Origin of the sequence: Paenibacillus sedimenti (genome assembly GCF_014534655.1) — a bacterium.
Classification (GTDB): Bacteria; Bacillota; Bacilli; order Paenibacillales; family NBRC-103111; genus Paenibacillus_E; species Paenibacillus_E sedimenti.
The window spans coordinates 183,905-208,961 of record NZ_JACVVD010000009.1 but is presented as its reverse complement, the minus strand read 5'-3'; the positions used below and the strand labels follow the sequence as shown (position 1 = coordinate 208,961).

Below are 25,057 nucleotides of genomic sequence, written 5' to 3'. Positions count from 1 at the left end.
CGTTATTTTGATAGTTTTACGTTGCAATCCTACTCAACTTGATGTATGGTAGATACAAACCAATAAGACCCACGGGAGCTTGAGCGAGTCAGGCTGAGACTGTGACCGTAACTGTCACTAACCGTTAATCTGATCTGGGTAATGCCAGCGTAGAGAATCTGCATTCATGCACGTCCTTATGGATTTGTTTTTCGAATGGGTATATTTTTTTCTACTTACATGGCGCTCCCGGATTCCGGGGGCTTTTTCTTTTGGTTCCAAACAGAGAGGAGAAACCAACCAATGAAATGGAACAAAATCGCACCACTTATGCTGGTCAGCGTAACACTAGCTATGTCCGGCTGCGGCAACCAAGCCGCCAAACAAGATTCGAAATCTGCTGCAACGCCTGCCGCAACGGCAACCGCTGCTGCCAGCCAAGCGCCGGCGAAAAAGCTTACCGATGTGAAGGTAGTTCTGGATTGGACGCCAAATACGAATCATACGGGACTTTATGTCGCGAAGGATCAAGGCTTCTTCGAACAAGAAGGCTTGAATGTACAAATCATTCAGCCCGGTGAAGGCGGCGCGGACGCAATGATCGCTTCGGGAGCAGCCGAGTTCGGAGTCAGTTATCAAGAAGGGATTACCCAAGGGCGCATACAAGGGGTTCCGCTTGTTTCGATTGCCGCTGTCATTCAGCACAACACCTCCGGTTTCGCGTCACCCGTTGCCAAGAACATCAAAACGCCTAAAGATTTTGAAGGCAAAACATACGGCGGCTGGGGGGCCCCTGCAGAAAATGCGATGATCGGATCGCTGATGCAAGCTGAGAAAGCGGATGCCGGCAAGGTGAAGTTTGTGAACATCGGCGAGGCTGACTATTTCACTGCAGTGAAACGCGATATCGATTTCGCCTGGATTTATTATGCTTGGACTGGCGTAGATGCAGAGCTTCGCGGCGAACCGCTGAACATGATTTATCTGAACAAATATTCGGAAAAACTGGACTACTACACACCGGTTCTAGCGACAAGCGAGAAAATGATCGGCGAGAAGCCGGATCTGGTCAAAGCTTTCACAGCTGCTGCTGCCAAAGGCTACCAATTCGCCATTGATAAGCCGGAAGACGCAGCGAACATATTAATTAAAGCGGTTCCTGATTTGGATAAAAAGCTGGTTCTGGCAAGTCAAAAATGGCTCAGCCCCCGCTACAAAGATGATGCTCCTCGCTGGGGCGAGCAAAAACGCGTAATATGGGAAAATTATGCCAACTGGATGCTGGAGCATAAGCTGCTTGAGAAAAACCTGGACGTAGACAAAGCATTCACGAACGACTTCTTGCCGGCAAGTTCGAAATAATTAGAATTTGAGAGGAGTTTTGCCAGGTGGCTAACGCACTCGTAAGCATTCAAATTTTACCGAAAACAAAAGATAACGAAGACATTATCCCTTATGTCGACCGTGCGATTGAAGTGATTGCCCAATCGGGTGTCAAACATTTGGTCAGTCCGCTTGAAACGACCATGGAAGGGGAACTGGATCAGCTTCTCGCTATCATTAAGGAGATGAATGAAGCGATGATAGAGATGGGAAGCCCGAATGTAATCTCCCAAGTGAAAATATATTTTAACCCGTCAGGCGCTTCGATGGACAAACTGACGGAGAAATACAGATAATGAAACAGCAGCGCTGGTTCAGATCAGGATGGCCACCATTGGTTGTGGTCATCCTTGTGCTGCTTATATGGCAGCTTGCCGTGACATGGGGGAACACTGCGAGTTGGTTGTTACCGAGTCCTCTTAAAATATGGACTGATGGTACGACTGATATGCCCCGTGTATGGATGCATACGCTGGCTACGGTTCGAATCATGCTCATTGGGTTTGCTACGGGCGTCACCGTGGGCATTGTCACGGCCAGTATCCTGCATATGGTGCCTGGATTTAAGGCGGGCTTTTATCCGCTTCTGATTTTATCGCAGAATGTACCGACCATTGCTTTGGGACCGCTTCTTATTATTTTGTTTGGCTTCGGCATTTTGCCTAAAATCATATTGATTTCTCTAGTTTGTTTCTTTCCGGTAACGATGGCTACATTGGATGGATTCATGCAAACAGACCGTAATATGTATAATTACATGAAAATGATCGGGGCAAGCAAACGTCAGATTTTCTTCAAGCTTGAGATGCCTCATACGCTGCCTTTCCTATTCTCGGGCTTGAAAATTTCCGCTACCTACAGCGTCATGGGAGCTGTCATCGCCGAGTGGTTGGGCAGCGGGGAAGGGCTCGGCTATTACATGATTCTGCAAAAGTCTTCGTTCCGTGCAGACCGCGAATTTGTTGCGATCTTCATCATTATCGGCTTAAGTTTGTTATTTTTCTGGCTCATTGCACTGCTGGAAAAGCTGGTGATCCGATGGAATGCCAAACGATCATCGTAAGAGGGAATGAGGTGAACGTATGAGCAAATTAGAGCTTCGAGGCATTAGTCAATCATTTCCAGTGAAAAAACAGAACGTTACTATACTTTCGGATATCTCTCTCTATGTGAATGACGGAGAATTCGTCTCCATCATTGGTCCTTCAGGCAGTGGAAAGAGCACTTTATTTCATATCATCGGCGGACTCATAACTCCCTCGGCAGGTGAGGTTTGGCTGGATGGGGCCAATGTGACTGGAAAAAAAGGGTTAATCAGTTACATGCCGCAGCAGCCGGCTCTGTTTCCTTGGCGTTCTATTGAATCCAATGTCACCATTGCACAAGAGGTTGCAGGCGAATCACGATCCAAGGCGCTGGAAAAAGCGAGAGAATGGCTGCCGATAGTGGGGCTCGGCGGTTACGAGAACGAACTGCCACATGTCCTTTCAGGCGGGATGCAGCAGCGCGTATCTTTTCTCAGAGCCTTACTCAGCCCTCAGGAGCTTATGTGTTTGGATGAGCCGTTTGGCGCGTTGGATGCGTTAACCAGGCAAGATATGCAGGCGTGGCTGTTAAATATATGGGAACGGAACAAACGTTCCATTCTCTTTGTGACTCATAGTATTGAAGAGGCCGTATATTTGTCGGATCGCATTTATGTTTTATCTAATAAACCATCTACAGTGCTGGAAGAACTGGTGATCCCGTTTGCTAGACCGCGCCAAGAAGCCGTCATGCAGGACCCTGTATTCCAGGAGCTGCGCTTATATATACAAGCGCTGCTGCGTAAGGAGATCAGTTATGATAAAAGGCATTGATGCTCATATCCATTTGGATATGTATGACGAATCAAGAGCTCTTGCGATGCTGGAGGAAATGCCTGGGAACAGTGTGTTAGCGCTAATCGCGGTGTCAAGACACTTGGAATCGTGCATCTCCACGAAACGGTTGCGAGATCGTGCGCCAGATCGTGTTTTTGCCGCATACGGCTACCATCCCGAGCAAGAACTGCCAAGTGAAGAGAAGCTGGATGAGCTAGTGAATTGGATCAGAGCAAATGCGAATCTGATGGCAGCGATCGGAGAAATCGGCTTGCCGTACTATATTCGGCAGGAAGCCGCTGAGAAGGGGCAAGCCTTCGATCAGGCTCCTTATATTGCGCTTCTGGATCGCCTGCTGGGGCTAGCTGCTCAACTGGGTAAGCCGGTAGAGCTGCACGCTGTGTATGAAGACGCGGATATGGTTTGCGACTTGCTCGATAAGCACGGGATTCGTCAGGCGCACTTTCATTGGTTTAAGGGTTTCAAAGCGACTGTCGAGCGAATGATTCATTCCGGATTTTATATTTCCATAACGCCTGATGTTCTATATGAAGAAGAGATTCAATCACTTGTCCGCAGCTATCCGATTGAACAAATGATGGTAGAAACGGATGGCCCTTGGTTATTCGAGGGGCCATTCGAAGGCCAAAGGACGGATCCAAGCATGATTCATCCTGTCATTGAACAAATAGCGCGTCTGCATTCGCTTCCTGTAGAAGAGGCTGCACAACGACTGCTTCAAAATACGATGGAGTATTATTCCATTCAAATCACTGAATAGACTAGTTGGGACTATGGACAACGCTGCTTCCACCAGCTATAATAATACGGGAACGTATGTTTGATAAAAGTCGAAGCGGGTGAGAGCGATGACAGAAAGATGCGGTTGGGTCAATGAAGATCCGCTATATATTGATTACCACGATCATGAATGGGGCGTTCCCGTCCATGATGACCTTAAGTTATTCGAAATGCTGAATCTGGAAGGCGCGCAAGCCGGGTTAAGCTGGTATACGATTTTAAAGAAGCGCGAACATTACCGGGAAGCCTTCGATCAATTCGACCCGTGCCGGATCGTGAATTATGATGAAGAGAAAGTCAATGAACTTCTACAAAATGCCGGCATTGTTCGCAATCGCTTGAAAATTGCAGCGGTCATTCAGAATGCAAAGGCCTTTTTGCAAGTGCAACGAGAGTTCGGTAGCTTCAATCGTTACATATGGGGTTTCGTTGACGGAGATCCTATCATCAATCATTGGGACAACCTGAGTCAAGTTCCTGCCAAAACCGCGCAGTCGGATGCTATGAGCAAAGATTTAAAAAAGCGTGGCTTTAAATTCGTCGGCTCCACCATCTGCTATGCGTATATGCAAGCGACAGGGATGGTTAACGATCATACGAAAACCTGTATCCGCTATACTCAATAATGAGAAAAAAGGCATGCTTGATGTAGACAATCGTCTATCCAAGTATGCCTTTTTTGCCATGTTAAGCGTATTGCAGTTGTTTCTCCTGCAGGGAAGTTTTAATTAAGTGAATTCGCTTGCGAATGTAAAAATCGTAAACCGCACCAGTCAATTCACGCGGTTTGACAAGATTGTTCGTATCATTATCGATAATCTTCACGGATCCATCATCATAAAACTTAAACGTGTAATCGCAATAGTGGCTGTTTGTTTCATTCAAAAGTTCTTCAATCTGATCGGGTAAAAGACTATCGGTGTTACATAATGCCTTATGGTACCAATAGTCTCGCTCAATAAAACGGAAATTGTGACTTGTGTTCATCATGTAAACAACCTCCTTCACCTTATAAGAACATTTATAGGAACATTTGTTTGTATTCTCATTATAGCAAACGTTTGTTCGTAATGGAAGGGGTGTGAATAGAAAATGAGAAAAATATTCATATTATTTTTGCAGGAAATTTTCTACGATGAAGGAAGTGACGGAAATGGCGAACAAAAGAGAAAATGGATCGCAGGAAGTGGAGAGACAATCAGGGCAAACCCAGAAGCTGGGCAAATCAGCTGCGAAGCAGAAATCCAAATAACATGAAAAAACCTCCGATCACTCGATCGGGGGTTCATTTTTTGAGCAAATATGTTTCGTAATCGCTATGCCGTGCATACGTCCGCTTTCGATAAAAATCTCATTCGCGTCATATTTGGATGAAGCGACCACTCCGGCGACGTACAAGCCTTCAATGTTGGTTTCCATCGTATCAGAATGGAGAATCGGGGCTCCGGTTTCCTCATGAAACTCGACTCCCAGGGAGTTCAGCAGTTGGCGATCAGGACGAAAGCCGGTTAATGCAAGCACGAAATCGTTTTCTAAGGTAACGCGATCCGTACCTCGCCGTACGACAACCGAATGTTCTTCAATTTGCTCGACATGTGCATCGAACCACATTTGAATGCGTCCTTTGTTCACCATGCTTTCGAAAATAGGACGTACCCAAGGTTTGATATTAGCAGAAAAATGATTCCCTCTGTATACGACGGTAACCTCGGCGCCTACGCGCAGCAAATCCATGGCCGCATCGACTGCAGAATTGTTGCCGCCGATGATGGCGACTTTTGTTCCTGAATAGGGATGCGCTTCTTTATAATAATGCGTGACCTTCGGCAGCTCCTCGCCTGGAATGCCCAGCATATTCGGATGGTCGAAATAGCCTGTTGCTACCACGACATACCTCGCGGTGTACGCGGCATCATTACCAAATTGATCCCGTGTATGGACCTGAAAACCAATATCCAGCCGTTCGATAGCAACGACTTCTTCATAAGAACGGATTCTCAACTTCTCTCTGCGCGCAACCTCACGATAATAGACCAATGCCTCCTGCCGATAAGGCTTCTCATGCGGCGTTGTAAAGGGATAATCGCCAATTTCCAGCAGCTCCGGCGTGCTGAAAAACTGCAAATATGTAGGGTATAAGTATATGGAGTGCACGATACAGTTTTTCTCTATAATCAATGGGGAAAAGCCTGCTCGCTCCATAGCGACAGCAGCTGATAATCCGCAAGGACCAGCCCCAATAATGATAACTTGTTCCACAGTAAAAACCTCCCCGGCTCGAATCTCTTCTTCCATACTACCGCAATCGCCGGGAAGAAGCCAAGATAGGGATTAAAAAGAGCAGACCGCTACCCTCTGGAAAGGAAGCGGACTGCTCATTACGGTCTTACTGAAACTCATTCATTTCTGATTCAGCTGCTTATCTTCTTGTTCTTCACTTATATCGTCTTCGGAAATGTTAACCGGCGTGGTGTTAGGGGCGTTCTCTAACGTATCATTAACAAACTCCATATCCTGGTTCTCCGCACTCATATTTGCCGAGCCTGTGTAATTGCCGGCATGATTGTTGTTCTCCACCATGAGGATCATCCTTTCTGGATTCATTTTGCGTTTCAGCATTAACGTTTGCAACTGCGACTCCTTTTATTCGACATTCTCCATAAAAAGGAAAGTTTAATGAAACCGATAGATGCTGTGAAACGTCTATATAAACAATATCCGTAAATATTCTACACTCATCGAAAATCATTCCTAGATAGAACAGATATGACTTGTCCGTTATAATGGAAAATAGATGAAGAAAAAAAGGAGAATAGAAACCATGAATTCTACAAGCATTAAACATATGGTCGTATTTTGTTTGCACACAGGCAAAGACACGCCGGAAGCGGAACGCTTCTTGGAGGTAAGCAGGGCAGAACTGGCTGCAATTCCAGGTGTTGAGCAATTTGAAGTATTTCGTCAGGTTAGTACGAAAACAGATTATGATTATGGGTTATCGATGGTTTTTGCCGATCAGGCTGCATATGACGCCTACAATGCACATCCTGTACATACAACCTATGTGGCTAATCGCTGGGTGAATGAAGTAAGCCGTTTTCAAGAAATTGATTTTATGGTTTACAGATGAGGTGATACGTTGACTATGAAACCGCTAAAATTGCCCAAAGAAGAAAAAGAAACGTTAATTGAGGATTTGCAAGCTCACCTGGAGAGCGAACATGACATTACGTTAGGTCGATTGGCGACTGAACAATTAGTTGATTACATGCTGCAGCAGCTAGCCGCACCTATTTATAATCAGGCGATTGAAGAAGCCCGCAAGACATTGCTCGATAAGATGTCCTCATTGGAAGACGATCTCTACGCACTCAAAATATCAAAGCCATCCAATAGATAACGTTAATGAGCAGGGTGGAAGGGAGATGCAATCTTCATGGGTAAGTCAGAAGAAATGTTTGATATTTATGATGAACGAATGAATTGGATCGGGGTGGCTCCGCGTTCTGAAGTGCACCTTAAGGGTCTGTGGCACCAGACGTTTCAATGCTGGATTGTTAGTTATGAAAAGCCGGAACCGGTACTTCTGCTGCAGCTTAGAGCTCCGGATAAAGATTTATTTCCTAACTTGCTTGATATTTCTTCTGCAGGTCATTTGGCGGCGGGGGAGACGGTCAGAGAGGGAGTTAGAGAATTAGAAGAAGAGCTCGGGCTTAAAGTTCATTTTGATGATCTGGTGGCCTGCGGTACGTTCGCCGAAGAAGACCTCATTTCGGAACAACTGATGGACCGGGAATTTTGTCACGTATTTGTATATCGGTGCGATCAACCGCTGAAGGACTATACGTTGCAGGAAGAGGAAGTAAGCGGTATATTTGCAGTGAAAGTCGAGGATTTGGAAAGGTTGGTTTATAGACAACACGAATCTGTAACGGCAACAGGGTACAAGCTGCTCGGCGGTGGACAGGTCATGGACATCACGAAGCAGATCTCGCTTTCCGATCTGGTGCCGCATCCGATCACTTACTTCGAGCTGTTGTTTCAGACTCTTCGAAAACATGGATGGTTTCGTTAAACGAAAAAAGAACCGAAGCGTTAGCCCGCACGGTTCTTTGGTACTGACTTCTGTCTACCACATCGGAATGTTTAATTTCTTTACAGCGCTAAAGCGTGGAATAGGTAAATGGAGAATTGGCGATAAAAACTTCCGCATAACGCGGTCGCTCATCTTCGAAAGTACGTCGATAGACGTTTTTCTCATACAAAATACTTATTCGCTATAAATGCATAGCAGATATAACAAGCGACAGAAAGTACAAGGAGCAGAATGCCTGGTACAATTTTTCGTTTGAAAAGAAGCAGGAAGCCTGCACTGAAAGCTGATCCGATAATCAGCATGGAAATGAAAGTGAGAATGCCCATCGTCCGTAATCTCCTTACCCTTTTTTCACAAAATCACGCACCATGTCCTCAGTTACATATGAACGGAGCGGAGAAATGCCCTGTTTGGCATGGGCGATGATTTGGGCGGTTATGGCGTTGATTTCATCAACAGAGAATGGAAGGCCGCGTCGGCAAAGATCGACACACGCTTCAATCGCCTGCTCACGCTGTTCATCCAGTTCCGCAAATCGAACCAGATGCAGGTGCTGCGCCGTAGAATGCTTGGTTATCGCTTCATGTACACTCATGTTAAAGTTCTCCTTTAGTGACCAGATTCTAATCCAGTATACACGATTGGAAGGACAAGGAACAGGCTTGCGGCAGAAATCGACATGTTGAGGTAGAAGAAAATAATTAGCGTTATTAATCATTAATGATATTAATTATTGCATTTGGGGGTCAGACCTATTTGAAATCTTATAGTGCCAAGCGTGGGGAGACGCGGGCTAGAAGGATGCAGGAAGCGATTCAAAGACTTACAAATGTCTCGGAGTGAAAACAGATGAACCCATTACCGATCGAATCGGTACTTCCGGAATTAAAAGAAGCATTACAATCCAACGCGTGCGCCGTATTGGTTGCACAGCCAGGTGCAGGAAAAACGACGAAAGTACCGCTTGCCCTGCTGCATGAACCGTGGTTAGAAGGTCAGAAAATATTGATGTTGGAACCGCGGCGGCTCGCTGCTCGTGCGGCTGCTCGTTACATGGCTTCACAGCAGAACGAACAAGTTGGCCAAACGATCGGTTATCGAGTAAAAAATGATACTCGCGTAAGCGTACAGACACGCATCGAGGTCATAACGGAAGGCGTACTTACCCGCATGCTCCAAAACGATCCCGCATTAGAGGGTGTTGGAGCCGTCATATTCGATGAGTTCCATGAACGAAGCTTGCATGCGGATGTTGGACTAGCCTTGTGCAGACAATCGCAAACTTTGTTGCGGGAAGATCTTCGCATTGTTGTCATGTCAGCGACGATCGAAGCGGAACCTGTAGCTGCGATGCTTGACGATGCGCCGATTATCCGGAGTGAAGGCCGGGTTTTCCCTGTAGAAACCCACTATCTCGATCGTCCTGTTGATGGCAGAGTTGAGCAGGCGGTTGTCAAAACCATTCAGCATGCCTTGCACATTCATGATGGAAGTGTACTTGTCTTTCTGCCGGGTGCAGCAGAAATTCATCGGGTTGAATCCGCACTCACCGCGATGAAATTAGGAAAAGAAGTTGTCATTGCGCCGCTTTATGGCAATCTATCTCAGGAAGCGCAAGATCAGGCGCTTATGGCCTGCGGCCCTGGTCAGCGGAAAGTCGTACTGGCCACATCGATCGCTGAGTCTAGCTTGACAGTCGAAGGGATCACGGTCGTGATCGACAGCGGTCTCATGCGCGTGTCGCGATTTTCGCCGCGCACGGGCATGACCCGGCTGACGACCGTGCCCGTGTCACAGGCCTCTGCGGATCAGCGCAGAGGCCGGGCGGGACGACTCGGTCCAGGCGTGTGCTACCGCCTGTGGACCGAGCAAGAGCAGCGGCAGTTGCCGCCGAGCAGCACGCCGGAGATCCGCGATGCGGATCTCGCGCCTCTGGCGCTGGAGCTTGCCGCCTGGGGCGTGCCGGACCCCGCTGCGCTGGTCTGGCTGGACCCGCCGCCTGCTGCTGCATATCAGCAGGCGCGGGAACTGCTCGTGCAGCTCGGCGCGCTGCACGATGGCGGCGGCCTAACTCCGCACGGCAAGCGCCTCGCGGAGTTAGGCCTGCATCCGCGGCTTGCGCACATGGTGCTGCAAGCCGTACCGCTAGAGCTCGGCGCGATGGCGTGCGAGCTCGCCGCGATGCTGAGCGAGCGCGATTTCATGCGCGCCGCCAGGGATCGCGATGCGGATGTGCGCACCCGCATCGAAGCCTTATGGAGCGCTGCCCGGCAGGAGCGGGATATTGACTTTGGCTTATGCCGCCGCATCGCGGCGGAAGCCAAAGCGTTGCAGCAGTCGCTCGGCATCCATCCGAGCGGCCGGGAAAGGGCAGAGGCGAGCGGGCTGCTGCTCGCCTTCGCTTACCCCGACCGGATCGCCCAGCGGCGATCGACCGGTCGGTTCCTGCTCAGCAACGGGCGCGGCGCAGTGCTGCCCGAGCTGCAGGCGCTCTCGAATGAGCGCTATATCGCCTGCGCCGAGCTGGACGATAACGGCGTCGAGAGCCGTATTTATTTGGCAGCTCCCGTTCAGGAGGAGGAGCTGCTGGATGCCTTCGATGCTCTAATGTCAAGAGAGCAAGAAGTGCTCTGGAACCGGGAAACGCAATCTGTGAAGGCCAAACACATCATTCGATTAGGTGCATTAACCTTGAAGGAAGCTCCCGTTCAAGATCCTGACCCTGATGTGCTTTTGGAAGCTTTACTGGCAGGGATCGCATCAGAATCTCTGGATCTGCTCCCATGGTCGCGCAGCGCGAGACAGCTTCAAATGCGGGTAACGTTCTTGTATCGGTTTGACGAAGACTGGCCCGATATGAGCGACTCTGCATTGCTTTCAACATTGGGAGATTGGCTGGGGCCCCATGTATATGGCATCAAAAGCCGTGCGGAGCTTCAACGACTGCCATTAACAGGCATATTAGAGGAAATGCTAAGCTGGGAACAGCGACGCTTGCTGGAGGAGTGGGCACCGACGCACATGCAGGTACCTAGCGGCTCCCGCATCCCGATTGATTATAGCGATAGCGAGTCACCGGTCCTATCCGTCAGACTGCAGGAGATGTTTGGTTTGGAAAATACCCCGCGAATCGCGAAGGGAAGAGTTCCCCTTACGCTGCATTTGCTTTCACCTGCCCAACGACCCGTACAGGTGACGAAAGATTTAGCCAGCTTTTGGCGTGACGCTTATTTCGAAGTGAAGAAAGATCTCAAAGGCCGTTATCCCAAACATTACTGGCCGGATGATCCGATGGCTGCAATCCCTACGAACCGGGCAAAGCCGAGGACTTAAGCTGGAATTTACACCATTCATCATATGAAAGAGGAGCTGGGAATTCATGTTGCGCCTGACTCCCGCTAATCGAATCGCGATTTATATTTCAGCCGGATTTGCGACAGCCCCTTCTTTTTTGGATGATCTTGCAGCTGAGCTGGTGCAACGCTTCAAACAAGCGGGATGGAGTCCACGCATTGCCGTACATTTTCCGTACGGGGATTGGTCGAGAAAGCGGGTTCATCAATTGCACGAGATCGGCAGCGACCTCTGGCGTTCGGCTCGTCAAGGAAGCTCGGTCTATGGGGGAAAGAGCTTATACGATTTCATTGCTCAAGGCTCTTTAACGGAAGAACCTTTGCTTTTGATTGGACATAGCGGAGGCGCCGTTGCTTCCGTTCAAGCAGCCGAACAGCTGCGAAGAGAGAGAAGAACGATTGTCGGCGTCGTTCAGATCGGATCGCCAAAATGCTTCATCCCTGACGCTCTCAAGGAGCGAGTTCTATATATAAAAGCGGTAAACCAGGCAGGCAAACCGGACCCGGTTCCGATTTTGGGAACCTGGGGTGGATGGGTAAAGGGGCAGAAAGGCTTTTGGCGCTGGGACCGGTTGAAAAACGCTCCCGTTCATCGAACTACATTGTCCATCCTGGGAGGACACGCAGATTATTTCAGAGACCATGAGCCATATATCACGAACGGTTCTTCCAACTTACAGACTATCACGAACACGATTTGGTCGTGGTTGCAAAGCATATATCCGCCAGAGAATACCTTAATGAAAAGGAAGATGAACATGATTGAGATTATGAAAGCTAACTTGGAACACAGCAAAGAAGATGGTTATGTGGGGCATGTTGAGTTCACTGTAGAAGGACATGCTTTTCCATATGAGATCACGCTGCAAAGCAAATCCCGTAAAGACTGGAGCTACGCGCTGAACTTTTCAAAAGAATCCGGCAAGGAAGAGGATATAGATGCCGTTGAAGACCTGCTGGAAGAGGATGAGTACTTTGATCAACTGGTTGATGCGGCTTTGAAAAGTCTCGGGTAAAAAGGATGTGCGCTCATTTTGGACAGAAAGCCAATTGGTGTTGGTCGAACGGCAGAAGTTTTCGAAGAGACCGAGTTCACTGTGCTGAAGCTGTTTTATGCACATTTCCCTTCGAATTTGGCAGAAAGAGAGTACCGGATTAGTCATACCATCTCACAGCTTGGCTTGTCTACACCGAAGCCGGTGGGTCGACTTATTTTGGACGGGCGACAAGGTATCGTGTACGAACGGATCCGAGGATTAACGATGGTCCGGCTCCTAGGGCAAAAACCTTGGCGATGCATCAAAGAAGCTCGACGGTTGGCTGAATTACATCATGAAATCCATAAGCTTCATATAAGCAATGACTTGGATTTACCTAAGCTGAGGGATGATTGGTCGGAACGTATTTCAAATACAACCTTGTTGAACGATGCGGAGAAGCAAGAAATCCAATTCAGATTGAACCAAATGCAGGATGGTGATCAACTTTGTCATGGTGATTTGCATCCTGATAATGTGATTATCGGTGATCAAGTCTGGATCATGGACTGGATGACGGGCATGATTGGAAATTCGGCTGCTGACGCGGCCAGGACCGCTTTAATATTGCGTACCGGGGCACTTCCCTCAGGAGCTCCCAAGCTTTTAATTGTCATCATAAAAATCATCCAAGGCTGGATGTCCAGGGCATACATGAGGCACTATTTAAAATTATCCGGAAGAACCGGGCTTGAATTGGAAGCCTGGTCACTTTTTGCAGCGGCCGCCCGACTGGTGGAATCTATCAGTGATGAGGAAAAACAGCAGCTTGTACGTATGATTCAATCGAAGCTAAAAGGAGATGGCACCGGTGGATATCGAAGTCAAACAAATATTAAAAGAGAGCTATGACCAGCAGGCGCAGCAGCGGGACAAAAGTGAAGTGCAAACGTGGAAAGTAAATGAGATGGATATGATGATTTCTATCCTGCAAACGGGTGACAGCGGTAAAAAGGTGCTGGACTTGGGCAGCGGTCCCGGTCATCAAGCCACCTATTTGCAAGAGCATGGTTGCGATGTGACTTGCGTGGATCTATCCGAAGAAATGGTTCGAATTTGTAAAGATAAAGGGCTCGAAGCTTATACGATGGACTTCTATTCATTGGATTTGGAACCTGAAACGTTTGATGCGGTTTGGACGATGAATGCCCTTCTACACGTGCCGAAGCAAAGTCTGAAGCAAGTTCTTGTTGGAATAGAACGTGTGCTGAAGCCTAATGGTCTTTTGTATCTTGGCATGTATGGCGGATATGAGAGCGAGGGCATTTGGGAGGAAGACAGCTATAGACCTCAGCGTTTTTTTGCTTTCTACGATGATGAACATATACAAAGAATTGTCGGTGAAGTGTTCGAAATCGAGCAGTTTCGGGTACTTCCGATGGAAGGCATGACAGTCCATTATCAATCTATCATAGCGAGGAAAAAGCTTAATATCGTTTAGACCGTTCGTATCGGCACTATCCCATTAGCTCAGACTGGTCACGCTTAACTTCAGTTTTTTCTGCCTTGCTTATGTGCAAGCGGAACTGAGGTGACGCGTAGGAGATATCTCGGAAGCGCAAGTCGATCATTTGATGGATGAATATAACGATCAGTTCCGCAATTAGCTTCGCTGGAGCGAAGTGGCCTGGAGACGATAATTATTGAACTGATAAGCCTGGAGAGGATTTTGCTCTCTGGGCTTTTTTCGTGAAAAGGTCACATTTATCAATATACTTGCTACTTCCGTCCATTGACTTTCTTGAACAGAATGAATTAAAGTTAATTCAAATGAACTTGTCCAAATGGTGGGCATAGATTTGAGAGGAGAGCTTGGGAATGACGACGAGAGCATATGCAGGAAATTATCAAGGAGAACAAGCCATTTGGCTGCAAGCTGGACGATATGAAGCGGCTGTACTGCCGGAAATCGGGGCGAATCTTATCGCGTTCAGGGATATAGAGAAGGGGTATAACTTCTTGCACGAACCGGCAGCGGTTGAAATGGAAGCGTTTAAAGCGAGTCCGATTATTCACGGAATTCCGGTATTATTTCCTCCGAACCGCTATGAGGACGGCAAATTTCCATGGCAGGGCAAGGTCTATGAACTGCCGGTCAATGAAGCGAAAACGGGCAATCATTTACACGGATTTGTACACAATATTCCATGGGCGGTCGAGAAATTTGCCGCTGACGATACAGAGAGCCGCGTGACACTCGCATTGCAAGTGAGAGAAGGGCATTCGGTATATGCCTATCTGCCGTTTGAGTTCACAATACGTCTTACATACACACTGAATGATAGCGGATTGCATCAACAAATTCGTGTACATAATGAAGGTCAAGTCGCAATGCCTTGCCTGCTGGCGTTCCATACAGCGATTAACGCACCATTTGCTCCAAGCAGTGAAGCAGCGGATTATACCTTCAAAATGACAATCGGCAATCGTTGGCAGTTAAATGAAAGAATGCTGCCAACGGGCGAATTCCAGCCTTTGTCGGCTGCTGAAGAGAAGATGAAAGTTGGCGGATTGTCTCCGTTCTTTGATTCCATGGATAACCATTATACGACCGCGCCGCAAAATGGCCGCAATTATATGGAGCTAACGGATTCAAAAGCCGGTGTGAAGCTCGTCTATGATGTAGGGACTTCCTATAAGCAGTGGATGATTTGGAATAACGGCGCGACCGAAGGCTTCTTCTGTCCGGAGCCGCAAATGAATCTGGTCAATGCGCCTAACGTTAATCTTCCGGCCGAGCAGATCGGGTTGGTATCCTTGGAGCCAGGTGAAATTTGGGAAGAAACAGGCCGTCTATATGTGATTGAGCAATCATAGTAAGTAAAGCTGAGACTAGCCCCTTTCGACGCATAGGGTGAATCGGTTATTGATTCGCCATCGTGCAAGTCGAGGGGGGCTTTTCATCGGGCAGAATTGGGGTTAAAGGGCATGAACGCTGATGAATTACGAAAAGAAATTGATAGGCTTACGGAGGAGAACGTAAAACTAAAGCAAGAAGTTGCCAAACTGCGCAACGCGAAGCGTCCTGCAGTGAAGTCTACGGATTCCATGTCAACAAAGCTGAAGGAAGCATTACGCGAATAAAAGCGTCGATTCGACAACGTTTTTGCATTTCGTTATAATGTACAGATGTAAAAAGCTAATTCTAACGAAGTGAATTTTGCTATCGTAAAACGCTCAGGAGGGAACACAATGAACGAGACACTGCCGCCAAAAACATGTTCCATTGACCGATTGATTACAAAAGAAGCTGAAGTCGCGAAAGTCCTCGCCGGTGAGAAGACAGCATGCAGACGCAACGGCCGTTATGCCGATATCGGAGAAACGATGGAGTTTCACGGGAAATCTTTAACCGTTACGAATGTATATCAACAATCGCTAGGCGAGCTGACAGATCAGGACGCGAATAAGGAAGGACATCCAACGGTTGAATCGTATAAGGAAAGCATTCTTTCGATTCACCCCGGCATGCCATGGCTGCCGCATATGAAAGTATGGGTGCATGAATTCCAAATCACTGAATAGCCATTGAACGACGACAGTGTAGGTCTGCGGATCTGCACTGTTTTGTTGACTACCATTACTTGATTAGAATGGATGATGATATTGTCTTGGTATGTGCTGCTTTTATATATCCATATTTTCAGCGTTGTTCTAAGTATCGGACCTTACTTTGTCCTGTTTCCGCTGCTGGCTAGAATACAGACTGCTTCATTCGATAAGCTTCCGGACTATTTAGAGCCCTTTCGAATTACAGTTCGGCTTACCAAGCATGCAGGTCATGTGCTGGTTACAACCGGTATTATTTTGACATGGATAACGGCTTGGACATGGAAAACTTCATGGATCATGATAACGGTCTTGATTATGGTGGCATCTTTGTACTTTATTGCCCGTGCATTTTCACCGCTCATTCGCCAGCTGCAGGCGCCGCATGATAACCGGTCGATGCTCGTTAATAAACTGCGGAAAGCACTGATTTATTACGTTTTAATAACCTTATCGATGATGTGGTTTATGGTCGCGAAGCCAACCTTATGGTAGCGGCAAGAATCGTGTGATTCTTGTTGACATAGGGGAGGAACTTCTCTATAATGAGAATCATTATCATATAAATAATAATGATTCTCATTTGTCCGGAAGCCGTAAACAGTTAGCTACGGATAAAGGTTAGGGGTATGATACATGGAGAAACAAGGCCGTTTATGGACTCAACAACTGGATATTGCGTATGAGGATCGATTGATTGTAGAAAATTTAAACGTCTCAATCCCGTCGGGGCAGATTACCGCCCTAGTTGGTTCGAATGGATCGGGGAAGTCGACGATTCTAAAAACACTGGCGCGCATTTTAAAGCCCAAAAACGGCAGTGTGCTGCTTGACGGTGAATCTATACATAAGAAATCGACCAAAGAAGTGGCTAAGCAGCTTGCGATTTTACCGCAGAATCCGATCGCTCCTGAGGGCTTAACGGTCACAGAGCTGGTTGGCTATGGCCGGTACCCGCATCAGAAAGGATTTGGCTCTTTGACCGAGGAGGATCGCCGCATCATCCGCGACGTTATTGAAGTGACCGGGATGAGCGATTTTGCGGACAGACCGGTAGATCAGTTGTCCGGCGGGCAGCGCCAACGGGCATGGATCGCGATGGCGCTGGCGCAGCAAACCGACATCGTGCTGCTCGATGAGCCGACGACGTTCCTCGACATGGCACATCAGCTTGAAGTCCTGAAGCTGCTTGAGAAGCTGAAGGAGCAGGAGGGACGGACCATTATTATGGTCGTCCATGACTTGAATCATGCGACGCGTTACGCGCAGCATGTAGTCGCGATCAAGAGCGGCAAGGTCGTGCGGGAAGGAGCTCCAAGCGATGTGGTGACGCCTGAAGTGCTGCGCGAAGTATTCGGCATCGAAGCGGACGTCGTGGAAGATCCGCGCACAGGAACTCCGCTCTGCTTGCCCTATGAATTGGCAATGGCATAAGAAGCAAGAAAGACAGCCATAAGAAGGCTGTCTTTTTTCTTCATGTACGAAACTTTTCACGCGCTGACCGGTAAAAGATGTGTGAGAACGGATCGCATATGGGAGTAGAGAGTAGAGATGAGCAGAACGATGATCAAATATAATTTATGCTTAATGAAGCGCGGAAACCAGATTTTACTATTGAACCGGGAGAAGCCGAGCTGGATGGGCTGCTGGAACGGGATCGGCGGCAAGGTGGAGCCGGGTGAGCGGCCCAGAGCAGCCATGATCCGTGAAATCGCAGAGGAGACAGATATATCTGACTATCGACTGCGATTTCGAGGTCTTGTGACATGGATGGTGGATGGAACAGATTTCGGCGGGATGTATTTATATGCTGCCGAGGTACCGACTGATTATGAATATTCGACGCCTATCCGTATGGATGAAGGGATTCTGGACTGGAAACCGATCGATTGGATCATGCATCCTCATAATATGGGTATTGCCACCAACATTCCCCGCTGTCTAGAGTATGTTCTAAAGGAAGACGTCTGTTATGATCATCATTGTATCTATGTGCGAGAACGTATGGTCGAGATGATCTCGACGGCTGTTCGAACTTCCATCGAAGAGAATATGGACGATCTGAATCAATATTTAGCCCGCTATTTCTAGCTTTTTCTGCCGTGCATGACAACGAAGTTGTAGTATTTATAAATGCAATCAACGTCTTCGAACCCGGCTTCCCGGAGCCAGTTCAACTGCTGATCGAGCGTCGCCATTTTATCCAGTTTGGTCCGCTCATAGGCTGCCTGCAGAGCTTCCTGGCTTAAATCGGTACCTTCGACCTTTGTTTGCCAATCGGAACGATATAAACGCTCCAGCATCGGACTGCTTCCGAGCACCTGATCCGCATTCACGAATATGCCGCCAGGCTTCAGCAATGCGAAAATGCGATTATACAGATCATACTTTTCATGATCCTCAAGGTGGTGGATGGATAGGGAAGAGATGATACAATCGTAGGTATCCGTATAATCGAACCGGGTATAATCAGCGACGATGTACGTGATGTTAGGATTTTCAGAGCCATAACGCTGTCTGGCTATGTCAAGCATGCCCTCCGAGAGATCGATGAGCGTAAACATAGCATCTGGGCGCTGCGCCAGGATAAAGCTGGACAACAGGCCAGTTCCCGCGCCCAAATCAAGGATATGTGGTACAGCGCCGTTTGTTTGAATCAGCGATGCCGCAATTTGATAAAAATCATCAAAGCAAGGGATCAGCTTTCTTCGCTCAGCATCATATTGGCTTGCGATTTCATCGAATCGGGCTTTGATATGATCACGCTTCGTGTCCGTCATGAGCAGTCACTCCATTCTAAGTCTTATGAATCATGTCTTGGAACCATCTTAGCGGAAAAAATAGGAAAGAACTAATATATAGATCCGATGATAGTTATAGGTACTAGCTATAAACAAAGCTGAATCTATTGTGGAAGGTGCAGCTCATTCCGATCAACGAATTAATGGCGGACTAAAGACGGCTCACGGCTTACTTGTTTTACGGATAACATGATTGATCACCTCTGAGAAAACGAGTCCGATCGCGATTGCGCCGGATAACATAAACGCTTTTGCAGCCAACTGGACGGCCAGATCGTATTGATTTTCGACCACGTTTCTCATCGCATCATAGGCAAGCCCGCCGGGGACCAAAGGGATGATGCCGGATACGCTGAAGACGATCACAGGCGTTTTATAAATTTTCGCGAATATTTGGCTTGTCAATGTTACGATAAATGAAGCGATTAGCGTAGCCATAATAGGGTTAACGGGAACTTGAAGGAACAGGACATAAAGCATCCAACCGAGCATTCCGACGAATCCGCACTGCAGCAGGGTTCCCTTCGGCACATTAAAGAGGATAGCAAAGGCAGCCGTGGCAACAAAGCTCGTCAAGAGCTGTTCCAGCATCACACGATTCCCTCCCCGTTATAAAATGAAAGAACGAAAGCAATCCCGGCACCGATCGCAAATGCCGTTAAAAAGGCTTCAGCCCCTTTTGAAAGGCCGGATACAAAATGGCCGGCCATCAGATCCCGAACGGCATTCGTAATGAGAAGCCCCGGAACAAGCGGCATGACAGAACCGATAATGATTTTATCCAGATCATGGCCGAGCCCTATTTTCAGAAGCAAATAAGCCATTGTCCCTACCAGTAGTGAGGCGAGAAACTCGGCGAAAAATTTGATCGGCACTAACCGATGGAAGTAAATCAGGAACGACAAGCCGGCGCCTCCTGCCAATAAAGCTGGGATAAAGTCGAGCCACGTGCCGTCGAACATGATCAGGAAACAACCGCTCGCAACTGCAGCTGATACAACCTTGAACCAGAATGGATAACCGGGGCTGGCCGCATCAATCTGTTCGAGCAGGCGGTAGGCTTCCTTAACAGTGAGCTCACCTTGGCTAATTCGTCTGGAAATGGCGTTCACCACCGTCACTTTATGCAAATCCGTTGAACGCTCGGATATCCGAATCAGTCGTGTTGCCTGCTCCGGACCGTCGATGGAAAAGATGATGCCTGTCGGCGTTACGAAGCTGTGGGAGTCCGGAATGCCGAAGGCATGGGCAACACGCGTCATCGTATCTTCTACACGATACGTTTCTCCGCCGTTTTCCAGCATGATTTTCCCGGCTAGTAGACATACTTGCGCGATTTCATAGGTGGAATGGGATTGCTGATCCATTGGAATGATCTCCTAGTACATGGTATTTGCCCAAAGTATAGTACACGGGTGATAGGCTTTCAAGCTGAATTGAACATGATATATAAAAATTGTTGTTGGTACCGTGTTGCTTTATGTTGTAAACTCACTATATATTGCTCACGAAGAGGGATTCCATGAGGCAATTCGATCTTATTTCCGATGTTCATCTTGATTTTTGGGTTAAAGAGACCGGGAGTTTATGGAATCTGCAAAGGAAGCTGAAAAAATTCGTTCGGCTGATATTGCCGGAACCGTGCTCGCGTACGCTCCTGATTGCAGGCGATTTGGGCCATAACAATAAACAGAACTACTTGTTCCTTAAGCTGATCAAAGATTATTATGCCAACATTTTACTTGTTTTGGGCAATCATGATTATTACTTGGACAAGTCGGCCCTGCAAGGATTAAGCTCTCGAGATTCCATGGACCGGATGAAGGAGATGAAACTGCTCGCGAGTCAACTGCCCGGCGTTCAATATTTAGACGGAGATATGGTAGAAATAGATGGCGTGATCTACGGCGGCTGTGGTATGTGGTACGATTTGCAATATGGTATGCAAGTGCTTCGCGCGAGTCAGGACCGAATTTTCAAGCATTGGGTGACTGTCTCGAATGATTACTCCCGGATTCGGGGGAAACCCCGATTAACGTTGGATATGTTTCAAAATGAAAAGACAAAATTGGAGAAGGTCTTGGCTGCGTCCCATGTCATTCTGACCCATGTATCGCCCGATTGGAATCAGGTGCCGGAGGGAAGGGTGCTTGATCTATCATCCAGTTTCTATTACTTTGACGGATCCCCTTATATGAATCATCTCTCGAATAAAATATGGTGCTTCGGTCACGTCCATCACCGGATGGATTATGTGCATCACCATTGCCGGTTTATCAATGCCTCCTTAGGTTATCCGAGGAAACTTCAAACAATGCCCGACAGAATTCGTACAATCATAATATGAAACAATGATACCATCTTGGAGGTTAGTATCCTATGAGCATAGACATTCAACTCGTCAAACATACGGACCCGAAATTATTAGCGCTTATTGCCAAATTGGATCAGGATCTGATGCAAAGATACCCGATTGAAGAAATTCATTTTGTAGATTTCAACGATCCGTCAGTGGAACGGATTACTTTTGCCGTCGCCTTTGAGGGGGAGATGCCTGTTGGGTGCGGTGCTTTGCGTCCTATAGATGCGGATAGCACGGAGTTGAAGCGTTTCTTCGTCGACAAGGAATATCGCAATCGCGGTATTGCTTCACAATTGCTCTCATTCCTTGAGGCGCAGGCGCTAGAGGCGGGCAATCATATCATCAGGCTTGAGACAGGCGCTGCGCAGCCGGAGGCCATTGCCTTGTATACCAAATACGGATATTACCCGATCGAGCCATTCGGCGAATATATCGACAGTCCGGGAAGCTTATGCTACGAGAAGAAACTATAGGAGATTAACATACGAAGCGACGTTCATCCGAACGTCGTTTTTTTTGTGCACGATTCAGTGTTAACTGGTGTGGCATGAATGGAAGTATCTGTTAAGTAAACATGAGTTATGGTGTATAATAAGCACATATGCAGGATAAGGAAGGTTATGAAATGCCAAAATACGTGTCGCTTTTGCGCGGAATTAATGTGAGTGGTCAGAAAATCATCAAGATGGATCATTTGCGCGGCATTTATGAATCGATGAATTTTGGGCAGGTGATCAGCTATATTCAGAGCGGTAATGTGATTTTTAATAGTACAGAGGAGGATGTGGGACTGCTTCGAGACCGTATCCAGAGCGAATTGGCGCGCGTTTTCGTTTTCGAGGTTCCAGTTGTTGTTCGCACGCCGAAAGAGTTAGAAGAGGTTGTGAGTCGCAACCCTTTCTTAGATGTCAATGCCTCCGAAAACGAGTCCTTATATGTAGCCTTCTTAGCCAAAGAACCTTCCGCGGAGGCGATTGTCAAGTTAAATACTTATCAAAATGAGATCGATCAGTATCACGTGCTGCGGCGGGAGGTGTATATTCTCTGTCGGAAAGGTTTCGGTAAGTCGCAATTCAGCAATAATTTCCTGGAAAAGAAATTAGCCGTAACGGCGACGACGCGCAATTGGGAGACGGTTAATAAACTAATTCAGCTGGCTGATAAAAGGAGCTAAAAGAAATGGACATGAAAATTACAGACTCATTTGTTCAGGTATCCCCTGACTGCCCGGTAGAGCGGGGGATCGAGCCAACTACCAAAAAAGAAGGAAAGACTGCACACATGATTCAATACGAGCTTCTGTCTCAACACCCATATATGTTTACGCTCGAAGATCTTATCTACGAGGTTCATATTCGGCATAAGCAAATCCCGGACACTGAGGTTGATGCGCGCGGTGAAGAGATTCGTGCAGAGCTTTTTCAAAAAAGTCATCCTTGTATGAGAGCGTCCATGCTGCCCAAAAAACACGGCTGGGGCGTACATTACAATGAAGAAGGGAAGATTGCCCTTTACGCGATGGAATCGGAAGAATACCAACAATTTGTTGAAGCAGGCACTAACGCAGGCAGTCCAAAACTGACCTATGCGATGCGTAGTTCCCGTGGATAGAGCTTGGAGGTCCTATCGGAGCCAAATTGAAGAGCTGACTAAATTCATACTAAAGCTTTTGGATTAGTAATGGATTTACATGAATATTTTAGTATAATCTTAGATAGAGATTGATACTCTGGTCACTATAAAACGATTAAGGAGCTTTGAAATGGAAAAAACACTCATTTTCGGACATAAAAATCCGGACACCGATTCAATCTGTTCTGCACTTGCTTACGCATCCCTGAAAACAAAATTAGGCCAAAATGTTGAGCCTGTCCGTCTGGGCAGCGTAAATGGTGAAACGCAATACGCTCTTGATACATTCAAAGTGGCAGCGCCGCGCCAGGTTGAAACAGTTGCCAATGAAGCGAAAAATGTAATTCTCGTCGACCACGTTGAGCGCCAACAAAGCGCTAACGACATCGAGCAAGTTCGCGTCGTTGAGGTTATTGACCATCACCGGATCGCTAACTTTGAAACAAGCCATCCGCTATACTACCGGGCAGAGCCTGTCGGTTGCACTGCGACCATTTTAAATAAATTGTACAAAGAAAACGGTATCGCCATCGATAAAGAGATTGCCGGTTTGATGCTTTCTGCTATCATCTCGGATTCCTTGTTGTTCAAATCTCCAACTTGCACGGAGCAAGACGTAGCCGCGGCTCGCGAACTGGCTGAGATCGCTGGTGTGAACGCAGAGACTTACGGTTTAGCCATGCTGAAAGCAGGCGCGGATCTGAGCGATAAAACCATCGCACAATTGATCTCCCTGGATGCAAAAGAATTCCAAATGGGCAGCTACAAAGTGGAAATCGCGCAAGTGAACGCGGTTGACGTAAACGATGTGCTGGCTAAACAAGCTGAACTAGAAGCTGCTCTTACAAGCATCATTGCAGAGAAAAACCTCGATCTGTTCCTGTTCGTTGTGACGGACATTCTGAACAATGATTCCGTAGGTTTGGCGCTAGGCCGCAAAGCTGACGCCGTTGAGAAAGCATACAACGTGACTTTGGTTGATAACAAAGCGATTTTGAAAGGCGTTGTTTCGCGTAAATCGCAAATCGTGCCTGTGTTAACGGATGTTTTCAACAACCTGTAAGCTATAGACCTAAGACACCGTTCATGATGAGCGGTGTTTTTTGGTTACTGTCCATTCTTTTGATATCATGAAAGAGATGAACGAAGAGAGAGGTGGAGCAGGAATGGTTAAACAAACAGGGCATGGGAATGCTGAGCTGGCGACTTTCGCCGGTGGATGTTTTTGGTGTATGGTGACGCCTTTCGAGGAAATGCCGGGCATTATATCGGTAGTTTCGGGGTATACCGGAGGGCATACGAGTAACCCGACTTACAAAGAGGTGTGTTCGGAAACGACAGGTCATGCTGAAGCTGTGCAAATCACGTTTGATCCAGAACTTTTTCCTTATGATAAATTGCTTGAAATTTTCTGGCGCCAAATCGATCCAACGGACGCTGGCGGTCAGTTCCATGATCGCGGGGCGTCTTATCGGACGGCGATTTTTTATCATAACGAAGACCAGCGAATGCAAGCTGAAGCGTCCAAGCAGACACTTGAACGAAGAGGGAGGTTTGATCGTCCGATTGTGACGGAAATCGTTCCGGCGGAACCATTCTATGAAGCTGAAGAGTATCACCAGGATTATCATCATAAAAATCCGCTTCGCTATAAAGCGTACCGCAAAGGATCGGGACGGGATACATTTATTGAGCGGCACTGGAACACAGCCAAGGATAAGGAAGAGCGCAAACAGAAGCTAACTCCGCTGCAATACGAAGTGACGCAAAACAATGCCACAGAGCGACCTTTTGCCAATGAGTTTTGGGACTCGCACGAAGAAGGGATCTACGTCGATATTGTTTCCGGAGAGCCGCTGTTCAGTTCCTTTGACAAGTTCGATTCCGGCTGCGGCTGGCCTAGCTTTACGAAACCGATATTCCAAGGCACGGTGAAAGAAAAGATCGATACCAGCCACTTTATGGTGCGAACCGAAGTGCGCAGTCAAGAAGCCGACTCCCATTTGGGCCATGTCTTTACGGATGGACCGGGTCCTACTGGACTCAGATACTGCATTAACTCTGCGGCGTTAAGGTTTATCCCTGTTGCCGATTTGGAAAAGGAAGGATACGGCGCTTATCTGCGATTCTTCCGAGATTAATAAGAAAGACGCCGCAGGAGGGTGATACCCCGCCGGACGGCGTCTTTTATTTTTGGTGGGA

General features: G+C 47.5%; 33 protein-coding genes. 25 read left to right on the top strand and 8 right to left on the bottom strand.

What is annotated here, in order from left to right:
- Window positions 1–282 precede the first annotated feature (282 nt).
- The 6 genes from ICC18_RS23190 (at window position 283) to ICC18_RS23165 (ending at window position 4,651) form a co-directional block, all read left to right on the top strand.
- On the top strand, window positions 283–1,341 hold the full coding sequence (locus tag ICC18_RS23190) for an ABC transporter substrate-binding protein (protein WP_188176821.1): 1,059 nt from the start codon (window positions 283–285) through the stop codon (window positions 1,339–1,341).
- A gap of 26 nt (window positions 1,342–1,367) precedes the next feature.
- Window positions 1,368–1,658 (top strand): thiamine-binding protein, encoded by a 291-nt coding sequence (locus ICC18_RS23185; RefSeq protein ID WP_188176820.1) that lies wholly within the window; start codon window positions 1,368–1,370, stop codon window positions 1,656–1,658.
- A complete protein-coding gene (locus tag ICC18_RS23180) occupies window positions 1,658–2,425 on the top strand; it encodes an ABC transporter permease (protein ID WP_188176819.1) in 768 nt (255 codons plus the stop codon). The genes ICC18_RS23185 and ICC18_RS23180 overlap by 1 nt, the downstream gene beginning before the upstream one ends.
- A 19-nt stretch (window positions 2,426–2,444) precedes the next feature.
- Window positions 2,445–3,221: an ABC transporter ATP-binding protein gene (locus tag ICC18_RS23175; protein WP_188176818.1), complete on the top strand. Its 777-nt coding sequence runs from the start codon at window positions 2,445–2,447 to the stop codon at window positions 3,219–3,221.
- Window positions 3,205–4,005, top strand: a complete 801-nt coding sequence (locus ICC18_RS23170) for a TatD family hydrolase (RefSeq protein ID WP_188176817.1) — start codon at window positions 3,205–3,207, stop codon at window positions 4,003–4,005. Before ICC18_RS23175 ends, ICC18_RS23170 begins: the two co-directional genes overlap by 17 nt.
- 88 nt (window positions 4,006–4,093) lie before the next feature.
- Window positions 4,094–4,651 (top strand): DNA-3-methyladenine glycosylase I, encoded by a 558-nt coding sequence (locus ICC18_RS23165; RefSeq protein WP_188176816.1) that lies wholly within the window; start codon window positions 4,094–4,096, stop codon window positions 4,649–4,651.
- Between the two features lie 61 nt (window positions 4,652–4,712).
- Here the strand turns inward: ICC18_RS23165 and ICC18_RS23160 are convergent, their stop codons facing one another.
- The 3 genes from ICC18_RS23160 to ICC18_RS23150 all read right to left on the bottom strand — a co-directional run bounded on the left by ICC18_RS23160 (window position 4,713) and on the right by ICC18_RS23150 (window position 6,656).
- Complete coding sequence (locus ICC18_RS23160) at window positions 4,713–5,015, bottom strand: hypothetical protein (protein WP_223192798.1); 303 nt, start codon at window positions 5,013–5,015, stop codon at window positions 4,713–4,715.
- Window positions 5,016–5,294: 279 nt separating this feature from the next.
- On the bottom strand, window positions 5,295–6,284 hold the full coding sequence (locus tag ICC18_RS23155; protein ID WP_188176815.1) for a YpdA family putative bacillithiol disulfide reductase: 990 nt from the start codon (window positions 6,282–6,284) through the stop codon (window positions 5,295–5,297).
- 141 nt (window positions 6,285–6,425) lie between these two features.
- The gene (locus tag ICC18_RS23150) at window positions 6,426–6,656 is read right to left on the bottom strand and encodes a hypothetical protein (protein ID WP_188176933.1); all 231 of its coding nucleotides are present in this window, start codon (window positions 6,654–6,656) and stop codon (window positions 6,426–6,428) included.
- Between the two features lie 190 nt (window positions 6,657–6,846).
- Here ICC18_RS23150 and ICC18_RS23145 point away from each other — a divergent pair, with 190 nt between their 5' ends.
- Genes ICC18_RS23145 through ICC18_RS23135 form a run of 3 tightly spaced genes read left to right on the top strand, consistent with a single transcriptional unit; the run spans window position 6,847 to window position 8,100 of the window.
- Entirely contained in the window at window positions 6,847–7,155 is a 309-nt protein-coding gene (locus ICC18_RS23145) for a Dabb family protein (RefSeq protein WP_188176814.1), read from the top strand.
- A 15-nt stretch (window positions 7,156–7,170) separates the two neighbouring features.
- On the top strand, window positions 7,171–7,425 hold the full coding sequence (locus ICC18_RS23140) for a DUF2164 domain-containing protein (RefSeq protein ID WP_188176813.1): 255 nt from the start codon (window positions 7,171–7,173) through the stop codon (window positions 7,423–7,425).
- Window positions 7,426–7,461: 36 nt separating this feature from the next.
- Window positions 7,462–8,100, top strand: coding sequence for an NUDIX hydrolase (locus ICC18_RS23135; RefSeq protein ID WP_188176812.1), 639 nt, complete (start codon window positions 7,462–7,464; stop codon window positions 8,098–8,100).
- A gap of 182 nt (window positions 8,101–8,282) precedes the next feature.
- Here the strand turns inward: ICC18_RS23135 and ICC18_RS23130 are convergent, their stop codons facing one another.
- Window positions 8,283–8,447 (bottom strand): hypothetical protein, encoded by a 165-nt coding sequence (locus ICC18_RS23130; RefSeq protein WP_188176811.1) that lies wholly within the window; start codon window positions 8,445–8,447, stop codon window positions 8,283–8,285.
- 14 nt (window positions 8,448–8,461) lie between these two features.
- A complete protein-coding gene (locus ICC18_RS23125) occupies window positions 8,462–8,716 on the bottom strand; it encodes a YpbS family protein (RefSeq protein ID WP_188176810.1) in 255 nt (84 codons plus the stop codon).
- Window positions 8,717–8,970: 254 nt separating this feature from the next.
- Between ICC18_RS23125 and hrpB the strand changes: the two genes are divergently transcribed.
- The 10 genes from hrpB (at window position 8,971) to ICC18_RS23075 (ending at window position 18,151) form a co-directional block, all read left to right on the top strand.
- Window positions 8,971–11,454 carry an ATP-dependent helicase HrpB gene (gene hrpB / locus ICC18_RS23120; protein WP_188176809.1) on the top strand — a complete coding sequence of 828 codons (2,484 nt, stop codon included), beginning with the start codon at window positions 8,971–8,973 and terminating at the stop codon, window positions 11,452–11,454.
- Window positions 11,455–11,500: 46 nt separating this feature from the next.
- Window positions 11,501–12,490: an alpha/beta hydrolase family protein gene (locus ICC18_RS34625; protein ID WP_312029592.1), complete on the top strand. Its 990-nt coding sequence runs from the start codon at window positions 11,501–11,503 to the stop codon at window positions 12,488–12,490.
- Between the two features lie 18 nt (window positions 12,491–12,508).
- Window positions 12,509–13,363, top strand: coding sequence for a phosphotransferase family protein (locus ICC18_RS23110; RefSeq protein WP_188176808.1), 855 nt, complete (start codon window positions 12,509–12,511; stop codon window positions 13,361–13,363).
- A complete protein-coding gene (locus tag ICC18_RS23105; protein ID WP_188176807.1) occupies window positions 13,323–13,952 on the top strand; it encodes a class I SAM-dependent methyltransferase in 630 nt (209 codons plus the stop codon). The genes ICC18_RS23110 and ICC18_RS23105 overlap by 41 nt, the downstream gene beginning before the upstream one ends.
- A gap of 377 nt (window positions 13,953–14,329) precedes the next feature.
- Window positions 14,330–15,328: an aldose 1-epimerase gene (locus ICC18_RS23100; protein WP_188176806.1), complete on the top strand. Its 999-nt coding sequence runs from the start codon at window positions 14,330–14,332 to the stop codon at window positions 15,326–15,328.
- 111 nt (window positions 15,329–15,439) lie between these two features.
- The gene (locus tag ICC18_RS23095) at window positions 15,440–15,595 is read left to right on the top strand and encodes a hypothetical protein (RefSeq protein WP_188176805.1); all 156 of its coding nucleotides are present in this window, start codon (window positions 15,440–15,442) and stop codon (window positions 15,593–15,595) included.
- 108 nt (window positions 15,596–15,703) lie between these two features.
- Window positions 15,704–16,036 (top strand): ASCH domain-containing protein, encoded by a 333-nt coding sequence (locus ICC18_RS23090; protein WP_188176804.1) that lies wholly within the window; start codon window positions 15,704–15,706, stop codon window positions 16,034–16,036.
- 75 nt (window positions 16,037–16,111) lie between these two features.
- Window positions 16,112–16,555, top strand: coding sequence for a hypothetical protein (locus ICC18_RS23085; RefSeq protein WP_188176925.1), 444 nt, complete (start codon window positions 16,112–16,114; stop codon window positions 16,553–16,555).
- A gap of 141 nt (window positions 16,556–16,696) precedes the next feature.
- On the top strand, window positions 16,697–17,494 hold the full coding sequence (locus ICC18_RS23080; protein WP_188176803.1) for an ABC transporter ATP-binding protein: 798 nt from the start codon (window positions 16,697–16,699) through the stop codon (window positions 17,492–17,494).
- Between the two features lie 117 nt (window positions 17,495–17,611).
- Complete coding sequence (locus ICC18_RS23075) at window positions 17,612–18,151, top strand: NUDIX hydrolase (protein WP_223192795.1); 540 nt, start codon at window positions 17,612–17,614, stop codon at window positions 18,149–18,151.
- Here the strand turns inward: ICC18_RS23075 and ICC18_RS23070 are convergent.
- The 3 genes from ICC18_RS23070 to ICC18_RS23060 all read right to left on the bottom strand — a co-directional run bounded on the left by ICC18_RS23070 (window position 18,148) and on the right by ICC18_RS23060 (window position 20,228).
- Window positions 18,148–18,840: a class I SAM-dependent methyltransferase gene (locus ICC18_RS23070; protein WP_188176802.1), complete on the bottom strand. Its 693-nt coding sequence runs from the start codon at window positions 18,838–18,840 to the stop codon at window positions 18,148–18,150. The two genes, ICC18_RS23075 and ICC18_RS23070, sit on opposite strands and share 4 nt — an antisense overlap.
- Before the next feature lie 183 nt (window positions 18,841–19,023).
- Window positions 19,024–19,452 carry a threonine/serine exporter family protein gene (locus ICC18_RS23065; RefSeq protein WP_223192794.1) on the bottom strand — a complete coding sequence of 143 codons (429 nt, stop codon included), beginning with the start codon at window positions 19,450–19,452 and terminating at the stop codon, window positions 19,024–19,026.
- Complete coding sequence (locus ICC18_RS23060) at window positions 19,452–20,228, bottom strand: threonine/serine exporter family protein (RefSeq protein WP_188176800.1); 777 nt, start codon at window positions 20,226–20,228, stop codon at window positions 19,452–19,454. The genes ICC18_RS23065 and ICC18_RS23060 overlap by 1 nt, the downstream gene beginning before the upstream one ends.
- A gap of 155 nt (window positions 20,229–20,383) precedes the next feature.
- Here ICC18_RS23060 and ICC18_RS23055 point away from each other — a divergent pair, with 155 nt between their 5' ends.
- The 6 genes from ICC18_RS23055 (at window position 20,384) to msrA (ending at window position 24,996) form a co-directional block, all read left to right on the top strand.
- Complete coding sequence (locus ICC18_RS23055) at window positions 20,384–21,208, top strand: metallophosphoesterase family protein (RefSeq protein ID WP_188176799.1); 825 nt, start codon at window positions 20,384–20,386, stop codon at window positions 21,206–21,208.
- 32 nt (window positions 21,209–21,240) lie between these two features.
- Window positions 21,241–21,696: a GNAT family N-acetyltransferase gene (locus ICC18_RS23050; protein WP_188176798.1), complete on the top strand. Its 456-nt coding sequence runs from the start codon at window positions 21,241–21,243 to the stop codon at window positions 21,694–21,696.
- Window positions 21,697–21,848: 152 nt separating this feature from the next.
- Window positions 21,849–22,397 (top strand): DUF1697 domain-containing protein, encoded by a 549-nt coding sequence (locus ICC18_RS23045; RefSeq protein ID WP_188176797.1) that lies wholly within the window; start codon window positions 21,849–21,851, stop codon window positions 22,395–22,397.
- A 5-nt stretch (window positions 22,398–22,402) separates the two neighbouring features.
- Window positions 22,403–22,834: a DUF6157 family protein gene (locus ICC18_RS23040; protein ID WP_223192793.1), complete on the top strand. Its 432-nt coding sequence runs from the start codon at window positions 22,403–22,405 to the stop codon at window positions 22,832–22,834.
- 151 nt (window positions 22,835–22,985) lie between these two features.
- The gene (locus tag ICC18_RS23035; protein WP_188176796.1) at window positions 22,986–23,918 is read left to right on the top strand and encodes a manganese-dependent inorganic pyrophosphatase; all 933 of its coding nucleotides are present in this window, start codon (window positions 22,986–22,988) and stop codon (window positions 23,916–23,918) included.
- 103 nt (window positions 23,919–24,021) lie between these two features.
- Entirely contained in the window at window positions 24,022–24,996 is a 975-nt protein-coding gene (msrA, locus tag ICC18_RS23030; protein ID WP_188176795.1) for a peptide-methionine (S)-S-oxide reductase MsrA, read from the top strand.
- Window positions 24,997–25,057: the final 61 nt, after the last annotated feature.